This is a genomic window from Streptomyces boluensis, assembly GCF_009908195.1.
Taxonomy (GTDB): Bacteria; Actinomycetota; Actinomycetes; order Streptomycetales; family Streptomycetaceae; genus Streptomyces; species Streptomyces boluensis.
This window is the reverse complement of record NZ_JAAAHS010000294.1, coordinates 1-9,808: the sequence shown is the minus strand read 5'-3', so window position 1 is coordinate 9,808 and position 9,808 is coordinate 1. Positions and strand designations below refer to the sequence as shown.

The window sequence follows — 9,808 nt, the reverse complement described above, 5'->3', positions numbered from 1 at the left end:
GGTGCGGGTGGGCTGCTGGCGGCGGGTGCGGCTGCTGCTCCAGTCATCAACTCTCCTCCGGCGTGAGCAAGTCCGCGATGTCCAGTACGTGGTAGCCCGCCATCGACGGCAGGCAGGTGCCGCGGACCGGGCCGATCGCGGTGGCCCAGTGGGCGGGGATCGCGGTGACCGTGCGGACCGCGCCCGCGAGTGCGCCCGCGAGGGCGGCCGTGGTGTCGGCGTCGCGGCCCATGTTGACCGCCGTGAGGACCGCCTCGCGGAAGTCGCCGCGGGCCGCCGCGAACGCGCCGAAGGCGAGGCCGACGGCCTCCGGGGCGAGGTCGGTCCACGGGTAGCCGCCGATGACGACCGCGGAGCGGAGCGCGCGTTCGCCGTTCGGGGCCGCGACCACCGCGCGGCGCAGGGAGCGGGAGGTCCAGGAGTCGAGCGGGATGACGGAGAGCGCGGCGCCGATGACCGCCGCGGGACCCTCACCCGCCATGGCCGCGGCGACGCCCGCCGCGACGGCCTGCGCGCCGTAGATGCCCTCGCCGTCGTGGCTGACCGTGCCGTCGATGGCGACCAGGCGGGCCGCCTCAGCGGGGCGGCCCGCGGCGAAGACGCCGAAGGGGGCCGCGCGCATCGCGAGTCCGTCGCTCCAGGCGTGCCGGTGCTGGGCGGTGACCGGGGCGGCGAGGCCCCTGCGGAGGTTCTCCAGGGTGCCGCGTTCGCTGAACCCGGCGCCCCGGAACGGGCCCTCGTCCACGTCCGCGATCCACCGGTGCCAGGCCTTCTCGGCGTGCGCGACGGTCAGGGCCGAGCCGTGCCGGGCGAGCAGCAGGCCCGAGAAGATCGCGTACTCGGTGTCGTCCGTACCCGCCGGGTCGTCCGTCACGAAGTCCTCGACGCGTCCCCAGCGGCGGCGGATCTCGGAGGGCTTCATGTTCTCGACGGGGGCACCGAGCGCGTCGCCGACCGCCAGGCCGAGGAGCGCGCCGCGCGCCCGGGACCGTAGCTCTGTCGCGTCGCCGGGTGCGGGGGCCGGGAAATCGCATGCAATCGACGCCATGGCTGATGCGTTCCACGCGCGCGCGTGGAACGCCCCGCGCGGCCGCGTACGTCACCCCTTCGACGCCCCTTCGAGACCCCTACGAGGACGGCGCGAGCGGCCCGTAAGACCTCTCGGAAAGGGGTCGAAAGCCTTGGTAAGTACGGCCTTCCTTGCTGGCGAGGGCGATTTTTCGGGCGTACTTTCGAGCCCGTGAGGGGGCCCGGAGAGGCCCGGAGGGGGAGCGGGGGACGTACGGGACCCGGCTCCGGAGTAAGGAGCGCACAGCGGCGATGGCGATCATCGACAACGAGGCCACCCTGCACGTGGCCCACCGCGACAACCACACCCACCGCGATGTGAACGGCGGCTGGCTGCGCCCCGCCGTGTTCGGCGCGATGGACGGTCTGGTGTCCAACCTGGCCCTGATGACGGGCGTCGCGGGCGGTTCGGTGGAGCAGCGCACCATCGTCATCACGGGGCTCGCGGGCCTGGCGGCGGGCGCGTTCTCGATGGCCGCCGGTGAGTACACCTCGGTCGCGTCGCAGCGTGAACTGGTCGAGGCCGAGCTGGCCGTGGAACGCCGTGAGCTGCGCAAACACCCCGACGACGAGCAGAAGGAGCTGGCCGCGCTCTACGAGTCGCGGGGCGTCGAGCCGGAGCTCGCACGCGAGGTCGCGCGGCAGTTGTCGAAGGACCCGGAGCAGGCCCTGGAGATACACGCCCGCGAGGAGCTGGGCATCGACCCCAGCGATCTGCCCTCGCCGCTGGTGGCCGCGGTGTCGTCCTTCGGGGCGTTCGCGCTCGGCGCGCTCCTTCCCGTACTGCCGTATCTGCTCGGCGCGGACCAGCTGTGGCCGGCCGTGCTGCTCGCGCTGATCGGGCTGTTCGCCTGCGGTGCGGTGGTGGCGCGGGTGACCGCGCGCTCCTGGTGGTTCAGCGGGCTGCGGCAGCTCGCGCTCGGCGGTGCGGCGGCGGGTGTGACGTACGCCCTGGGCACCTTCTTCGGAACGGCTCTAGGATGAGGGTGCGCTGTGCCTATGCAAGGGAATGCATAACCAGTCGTTACCCAGCGGTTTCGGTTGCTTGACCACTGGGCATGAGCCGTAAGCGCTGCGGGCAATGAGGCCCCTCCGCATCAGGGCCCACGGCCAACGGATCGTCCGTGGCGGCCCCTTTTTCACCGCCTGAGCATCGGGTGTCCCATGCTCTCGCGGTGTCCGCATGGTGGAACGAAGTATCCGGTTTCCGAGAAGGCCGCCATCATGTAACCTGCACGAAATTTTGCGCACCGCGAGGGCCAGCGTCGTCCCTCGGCACATGCACATCTTGCACATTTGCCCAATACGACGACGGGAGTGCCGATGCGTTCCGACGCCTGGTCGCCCATGGACGGTCGCCCCGCCCAGCAGGGGATGTACGACCCCCGTAACGAACACGACGCCTGTGGTGTCGGGTTCGTGGCCACCCTCACCGGTGTGGCCAGCCACGAGCTGGTCGAGCAGGCGCTCACCGTACTGCGCAACCTGGAACACCGTGGTGCCACCGGCTCCGAGCCCGACTCGGGTGACGGCGCCGGCGTTCTGCTCCAGGTCCCGGACGCCTTCCTGCGCGAGGTCACCGACTTCGAGCTGCCCGAGGCGGGCGCGTACGCCGTCGGCATCGCCTTCCTGCCCGAGACCGCCGAGACGTCCGCGGACGCGACCGCCGCGCGGATCGAGGCCATCGCCGCCGAAGAGGGCCTGAACGTCCTCGGCTGGCGCGAGGTGCCCGTCGCGCCGGAGCTGCTCGGCGCCTCCGCCCGCTCCACGATGCCGGTCTTCCGCCAGCTTTTCGTCGCCGACGGCAGCAGCAAGGACATCGAGCTCGACCGCAAGGCCTTCGTCCTGCGCAAGCGTGCCGAGCGCGAGGCCGCGACGTACTTCCCGTCGCTGTCCGCCCGCACGATCGTCTACAAGGGCATGCTGACCACCGGCCAGCTCGAGCCCTTCTTCCCGGACCTGTCCGACCGCCGCTTCGCCTCGGCCGTCGCGCTCGTCCACTCGCGCTTCTCCACGAACACGTTCCCGTCGTGGCCGCTCGCGCACCCGTACCGCTTCGTCGCGCACAACGGTGAGATCAACACCGTCAAGGGCAACCGGAACTGGATGCGGGCCCGCGAGTCCCAGCTCGTCTCGGACCTGTTCGGCAGCGAGAAGCTGGACCGGATCTTCCCCGTCTGCACGCCGGACGCCTCCGACTCCGCGTCCTTCGACGAGGTGCTCGAACTCCTGCACCTGGGCGGCCGTTCGCTGCCGCACTCCGTGCTCATGATGATCCCGGAGGCCTGGGAGAACCACGCCTCCATGGAGCCGGCCCGGCGCGCGTTCTACCAGTTCCACTCCACGATGATGGAGCCCTGGGACGGCCCGGCCTGTGTCACCTTCACCGACGGCACCCAGGTCGGCGCGGTCCTCGACCGCAACGGCCTGCGCCCCGGCCGTTACTGGGTCACCGACGACGGCCTCGTCGTCCTCGGCTCCGAGGTCGGCGTCCTCGACATCGACCCGGCGAAGGTCGTCCGCAAGGGCCGCCTGCAGCCCGGCAAGATGTTCCTCGTCGACACCGCCGAGCACCGCATCGTCGAGGACGACGAGATCAAGACCGCCCTCGCCGCCGAGAACCCGTACGCGGAGTGGCTCGAGGCCGGCGAGATCGAGCTCTCCGACCTGCCCGAGCGCGAGCACATCGTGCACACCCACGCCTCGGTCACCCGCCGCCAGCAGACCTTCGGTTACACCGAGGAAGAGCTGCGCATCCTGCTCACGCCGATGGCCAAGTCCGGTGCGGAGCCGATCGGTTCGATGGGTACGGACACGCCCATCGCGGCCCTCTCCGCGCGCCCCCGGCTGATCTTCGACTACTTCACGCAGCTGTTCGCGCAGGTCACCAACCCGCCCCTTGACGCCATCCGCGAGGAGCTCGTCACCTCGCTGTACAGCTCGCTCGGCCCGCAGGGCAACCTGCTCGACCCGAGCGCCGCCTCGTGCCGCTCGGTCACCCTGCCCTTCCCGGTGATCGACAACGACGAGCTGGCCAAGCTCATCCACATCAACGCCGACGGCGACATGCCGGGCATGACGGCCGTGACCCTGTCCGGCCTGTACCGGGTCTCCGGCGGCGGCGAGACGCTCGCCGAGCGCATCGAGGAGATCTGCGCGGAGGCCGACGCGGCCATCGAGTCCGGCGCCCGCCTGATCGTCCTCTCCGACCGGCACTCCGACGCCGAGCACGCGCCGATCCCGTCGCTGCTGCTCACCGCGGCCGTCCACCACCACCTCATCCGTACGAAGCAGCGCACCCAGGTGGGCCTGCTCGTCGAGGCCGGTGACGTCCGCGAGGTCCACCACGTCGCGCTGCTCATCGGCTACGGCGCCGCCGCGGTGAACCCGTACCTCGCGATGGAGTCCGTCGAGGACCTCGTCCGCGCGGGCACGTTCCTGCCGGGCGTCGAGGCCGAGCAGGCCATCCGCAACCTGATCTACGCGCTCGGCAAGGGCGTCCTCAAGGTCATGTCGAAGATGGGCATCTCGACCGTCGCGTCCTACCGCGGCGCGCAGGTCTTCGAGGGCGTCGGACTCGACCAGGCCTTCGTCGACAAGTACTTCAACGGCACCACCACCAAGATCGGCGGCATCGGCATCGACGTCGTCGCCGACGAGGTCGCCGCCCGGCACGCCAAGGCCTACCCGGCCTCCGGCGTCCCCTCCGCGCACCGCGCCCTCGACATCGGCGGCGAGTACCAGTGGCGCCGCGAGGGCGAGCCGCACCTGTTCGACCCGGAGACGGTCTTCCGCCTGCAGCACGCCAGCCGCAACCGGCGCTACGACGTGTTCAAGCAGTACACCGACCGCGTCAACGAGCAGTCCGAGCGCCTGATGACGCTGCGCGGTCTCTTCGGCTTCAAGTCGGACCGCCCCTCGATCTCCATCGACGAGGTCGAGCCGGTCTCCGAGATCGTCAAGCGCTTCTCCACCGGCGCCATGTCGTACGGCTCCATCTCCCGCGAGGCGCACGAGACCCTCGCCATCGCCATGAACCAGCTGGGCGGCAAGTCCAACACCGGTGAGGGCGGCGAGGACCCGGACCGCCTGTACGACCCGGCGCGCCGCTCGTCCATCAAGCAGGTCGCGTCCGGCCGCTTCGGTGTGACCTCGGAGTACCTGGTCAACGCCGACGACATCCAGATCAAGATGGCCCAGGGCGCCAAGCCCGGCGAGGGCGGCCAGCTGCCCGGCCACAAGGTCTACCCGTGGGTCGCCAAGACGCGGCACTCCACGCCGGGCGTCGGCCTGATCTCGCCGCCGCCGCACCACGACATCTACTCCATCGAGGACCTGGCTCAGCTGATCCACGACCTCAAGAACGCCAACCCGGCGGCCCGCATCCACGTGAAGCTGGTCTCCGAGGTCGGCGTCGGCACGGTCGCGGCCGGTGTGTCCAAGGCGCACGCGGACGTCGTCCTCATCTCCGGCCACGACGGCGGTACGGGCGCCTCCCCGCTCACCTCGCTCAAGCACGCCGGTGGACCCTGGGAGCTGGGCCTCGCCGAGACCCAGCAGACCCTGCTGCTCAACGGCCTGCGCGACCGCATCGTCGTACAGACCGACGGCCAGCTGAAGACCGGCCGTGACGTGATCATCGCCGCGCTGCTCGGCGCCGAGGAGTTCGGTTTCGCGACCGCGCCGCTCGTCGTCTCCGGCTGCGTCATGATGCGCGTCTGCCACCTGGACACCTGCCCGGTCGGCATCGCCACCCAGAACCCGACGCTCCGCGACCGGTTCTCCGGCAAGGCCGAGTACGTCGTGAACTTCTTCGAGTTCATCGCCGAGGAGGTCCGCGAGCTCCTCGCCGAGCTGGGCTTCCGCACCATCGAGGAGGCCGTCGGTCACGCCGAACTCCTCGACACCGAGCGGGCCGTGACCCACTGGAAGGCGCAGGGCCTCAACCTGAAGCCGCTGTTCCACGTGCCCGAGCTGCCCGCCGGCGCCGTCCGGCACCAGCTGGTCGAGCAGGACCACGGCCTGGAGAAGGCGCTGGACAACGAGCTGATCAAGCTCGCCGGTGACGCGCTCGCCGCGAACAGCGCGCAGGAGGCCCAGGCCGTCCGCGCCCAGGTCGCGATCCGCAACATCAACCGCACCGTCGGCACCATGCTGGGCCACGAGGTGACGAAGAAGTTCGGTGGTGCGGGCCTGCCCGACGACACCATCGACATCACCTTCACCGGCTCGGCGGGCCAGTCCTTCGGCGCGTTCGTGCCGCGCGGTGTCACGCTCCGACTGGAGGGCGACGCCAACGACTACGTCGGCAAGGGCCTCTCCGGCGGCCGCGTCGTCGTCCGCCCGGACCGGGGCGCCGACCACCTCGCCGAGTACTCGACCATCGCGGGCAACACCATCGCGTACGGCGCGACCGGCGGCGAGATCTACCTCCGCGGCCGGGTCGGCGAGCGCTTCTGCGTCCGCAACTCCGGTGCCACGGTGGTCTCCGAGGGCGTGGGCGACCACGGCTGCGAGTACATGACCGGCGGCCAGGCCGTCGTCCTCGGCGAGACCGGCCGCAACTTCGCGGCGGGCATGTCCGGCGGTGTCGCGTACGTCATCGACCTGGACGAGCACAACGTCAACTCCGGTAACGCCGGCGCCGTCGAGGCCCTCGACGACACCGACAAGCAGTGGCTGCACGAGGTCGTGCGCCGCCACCAGGAGGAGACCGGCTCGACCGTCGCCGAGAAGCTGCTCGCCGAGTGGTCCGTGGCGGTGGAACGCTTCAGCAAGATCATCCCCAGTACGTACAAGGCAGTGCTCGCCGCCAAGGACGCCGCCGAGCTGGCCGGGCTTCCCGAGTCCGAGACCCACGAGAAGATGATGGAGGCGGCGATCAATGGCTGACCCGAAGGGCTTCCTCAACCACGGCCGCGAGGTCGCCGAGACCCGCCCCGCCGGCGAGCGTGTGCGCGACTGGAACGAGGTCTACGTTCCCGGCTCGCTGCTCCCGATCATCTCCAAGCAGGCCTCGCGCTGCATGGACTGCGGCATTCCGTTCTGTCACAACGGCTGCCCGCTCGGGAACCTGATCCCCGAGTGGAACGACTACGCGTACCGCGAGGACTGGTCGGCCGCGCAGGAGCGCCTGCACGCCACGAACAACTTCCCGGAGTTCACCGGCCGCCTCTGCCCGGCGCCCTGTGAGTCGGCCTGCGTCCTCGGCATCAACCAGCCGGCCGTGACCATCAAGAACGTCGAGGTCTCGATCATCGACCAGGCGTGGGACCGCGGCGATGTCGCGCCCCAGGCCCCGGAGCGGCTCTCCGGCAAGACCGTCGCGGTCATCGGCTCGGGCCCGGCGGGCCTGGCCGCCGCCCAGCAGCTCACCCGGGCCGGCCACACCGTCGCCGTCTACGAGCGCGCGGACCGTATCGGCGGCCTGCTCCGCTACGGCATCCCCGAGTTCAAGATGGAGAAGCGGCACATCAACCGCCGTATCGAGCAGATGCGCGCGGAGGGTACGAAGTTCCGTACCGAGATCGAGATCGGCCGCGACATCGACGCCGCCAAGCTGCGCAAGCGGTACGACGCGGTGGTCATCGCCGCGGGCGCCACGGTCTCCCGTGATCTCCCGGTCCCCGGCCGCGAGTTGAACGGCATCCACTTCGCGATGGAGTACCTGCCGCTCGCGAACAAGGTGCAGGAGGGCGACTACGTGGCGCCCCCGCTCACCGCCGAGGGCAAGCACGTCGTCGTCATCGGCGGCGGCGACACCGGCGCCGACTGCGTGGGCACCGCCCACCGCCAGGGCGCGGCCTCGGTCACGCAGCTGGAGATCATGCCGCGACCGGGCGAGGACCGGAACGCGAACCAGCCCTGGCCGACCTTCCCCATGCTGTACAAGGTCACCTCCGCGCACGAGGAGGGCGGCGAGCGGGTCTACTCCGTCTCGACCACCCACTTCGAGGGCGACGAGGACGGCAACGTCCAGTTCCTGCACCTCGTCGAGGTGGAGTTCAAGGACGGCAAGCTGGAGCAGAAGCCCGGCACCGAGCGGAAGATCCCGGCCCAGCTGGTCACCCTCGCGATGGGCTTCACCGGCACGGACCAGGAGAACGGTCTCGTCTCGCAGTTCGGTCTCGAGCTCGACGCGCGCGGCAACATCGCCCGCGACGCCGACTTCCAGACCAACGTCCCCGGCGTGTACGTCGCCGGTGACGCGGGCCGCGGCCAGTCCCTCATCGTCTGGGCCATCGCCGAGGGCCGCTCGGCCGCCCGCGGAGTGGACAGCTTCCTGACCGGCGCGTCGGACCTCCCGGCCCCCATCCGGCCCACGGACCGAGCCCTCACGGCCTGATCCGTACGGCCCCAACGGACGCTCCGTACAACGGTGTACGGACCTGACGCAGCGCCTGCCCAGTCCCCGACCGGACTATGGGTGGGCGCTGTGGCATGTCCGGGGCGGGCGGTTACGTGCCGACCGGCACGACCCAGGTGACGATCACCGCCCCGGCGACGGCGAGCACCCCTCCCAGAGCGAGCCACCGCGCCCACTCGACCATCCGCCAGATACGTCTGGTACGCCGCTGCTCGTGCCGGAGCAGATGGCCGGCCTCCAACGGGATCTGCTCGCCCGGCCGCCCGTGCACCGCGAGGACGGCGAGCCAGGACGCCAGCACCAGCGCGAGGAAGCCGCTGATCAGCAGCGCGATCACGGCCCACCGGACGCCGCCGCCGAGCTTGCTGAGATCCTCCTGCCCCTTGAGCACGAACACGGCGGTCAGCAGCCCGGTCAAGGAGGCGAGGAAGTTGCGGTAGCCCTCGGCCTGGTGGAGGGCTAGCTGCAACTGGCGTTCGGGGGAGGCCAGTTCACGGGCGCGCTGGTCGGCGTCGCGTAGTTGCCGCGCACTGAAGTTCATGACGCGCCGCCGCCTTGCCCCGGCCCCGGCGGGGCGAGCGTCAGCCAGGCGCCGCACCCCGATTCCTCCTCGCGGGGGCGGCCGAGGTGCAGGGTCCGGCAGGTGCAGGAGGTGTACCAGGGCTCACCCGCGTCCGGCTCGCGGCGCCGCCCCAGGAAGCCGCCCTTCCGCACGACCGACTGCCCGTACGCCCAGCGCTTGGTCATGCCGCAACCGCACACCGGACACACCCCGGTCGCCTCGTGGTACGGCTCGTCGGGCGCACCGCCCCGCACCCACTGGAAGGCCAGCACGTGCGGATGCTCGGCGTCCGCGTCGTACGCGATGGGTCCACTCACGTGAAGTCACCTTCCTCGCCCGGCAGTTCATACGAGAACAACGCCGCGTACCGCCCCAGCCGTTCCCGGACTCCGGCCACGGTGAGGTCGGTCTCCTCAGAGCAGAGGACGAGGTGATCGGGGTCGACGGCGCCTGCGAGCGCGGGGGCGCGGCCCGTGAGGCGCTGGGTGAGGATGATGACGTCCCGCCAGTCGGGGGTCAGCCCGGCCTCGTCGGGGTTCGGCTCACGGACGGTTATGTCGAGGCCGAGGCAACGGAAGGGGGCGTAGCGGGCGTACACCTCTTTGAGGGTGCGGCCGAATCGGGCTGCTACGAGGATGAGTTCCAGGGGGCCCAGGGTGCCGGGGCCGAGGAGGCCGGCGTCGAAGGCGGCTCGGTCGAACTCGTCGGGGACGAAGTGTTCCAGGGCTTCGGCGTCCGGGCCGGTGAAGTCGCCGGGGAGGGGCGGGGCGCCGGCTGCGGTGTACTCGGCGAGGCGGCGGAGGGCGGGGCCC

7 protein-coding genes are annotated in these 9,808 nt (G+C 71.0%); 3 read left to right on the top strand and 4 right to left on the bottom strand.

The features are described from left to right. Positions 1 to 46: 46 nt before the first annotated feature. Positions 47 to 1,048 carry an ADP-ribosylglycohydrolase family protein gene (locus GUY60_RS28085; protein WP_161702765.1) on the bottom strand — a complete coding sequence of 334 codons (1,002 nt, stop codon included), beginning with the start codon at positions 1,046 to 1,048 and terminating at the stop codon, positions 47 to 49. A 272-nt stretch (positions 1,049 to 1,320) separates the two neighbouring features. Here GUY60_RS28085 and GUY60_RS28080 point away from each other — a divergent pair, with 272 nt between their 5' ends. The 3 genes from GUY60_RS28080 (at position 1,321) to GUY60_RS28070 (ending at position 8,413) form a co-directional block, all read left to right on the top strand. Then, entirely contained in the window at positions 1,321 to 2,052 is a 732-nt protein-coding gene (locus tag GUY60_RS28080; protein WP_161702763.1) for a VIT1/CCC1 transporter family protein, read from the top strand. A 339-nt stretch (positions 2,053 to 2,391) separates the two neighbouring features. Beyond that, entirely contained in the window at positions 2,392 to 6,960 is a 4,569-nt protein-coding gene (gene gltB, locus GUY60_RS28075) for a glutamate synthase large subunit (RefSeq protein ID WP_161702761.1), read from the top strand. After that, positions 6,953 to 8,413: a glutamate synthase subunit beta gene (locus tag GUY60_RS28070; RefSeq protein ID WP_161702759.1), complete on the top strand. Its 1,461-nt coding sequence runs from the start codon at positions 6,953 to 6,955 to the stop codon at positions 8,411 to 8,413. The genes gltB and GUY60_RS28070 overlap by 8 nt, the downstream gene beginning before the upstream one ends. A 112-nt stretch (positions 8,414 to 8,525) precedes the next feature. Here GUY60_RS28070 and GUY60_RS28065 read toward each other — a convergent pair whose 3' ends face one another. From GUY60_RS28065 to GUY60_RS28055, 3 genes are all read right to left on the bottom strand, one after another. Then, on the bottom strand, positions 8,526 to 8,975 hold the full coding sequence (locus GUY60_RS28065; RefSeq protein ID WP_161702757.1) for an efflux RND transporter permease subunit: 450 nt from the start codon (positions 8,973 to 8,975) through the stop codon (positions 8,526 to 8,528). Then, positions 8,972 to 9,313 carry a hypothetical protein gene (locus GUY60_RS28060; RefSeq protein ID WP_161702755.1) on the bottom strand — a complete coding sequence of 114 codons (342 nt, stop codon included), beginning with the start codon at positions 9,311 to 9,313 and terminating at the stop codon, positions 8,972 to 8,974. The genes GUY60_RS28065 and GUY60_RS28060 overlap by 4 nt, the downstream gene beginning before the upstream one ends. Continuing rightward, the coding region (locus tag GUY60_RS28055) for a wHTH domain-containing protein (protein WP_161702753.1) at positions 9,310 to 9,808 on the bottom strand (499 nt) is incomplete at its 5' end. The genes GUY60_RS28060 and GUY60_RS28055, both read right to left, overlap by 4 nt.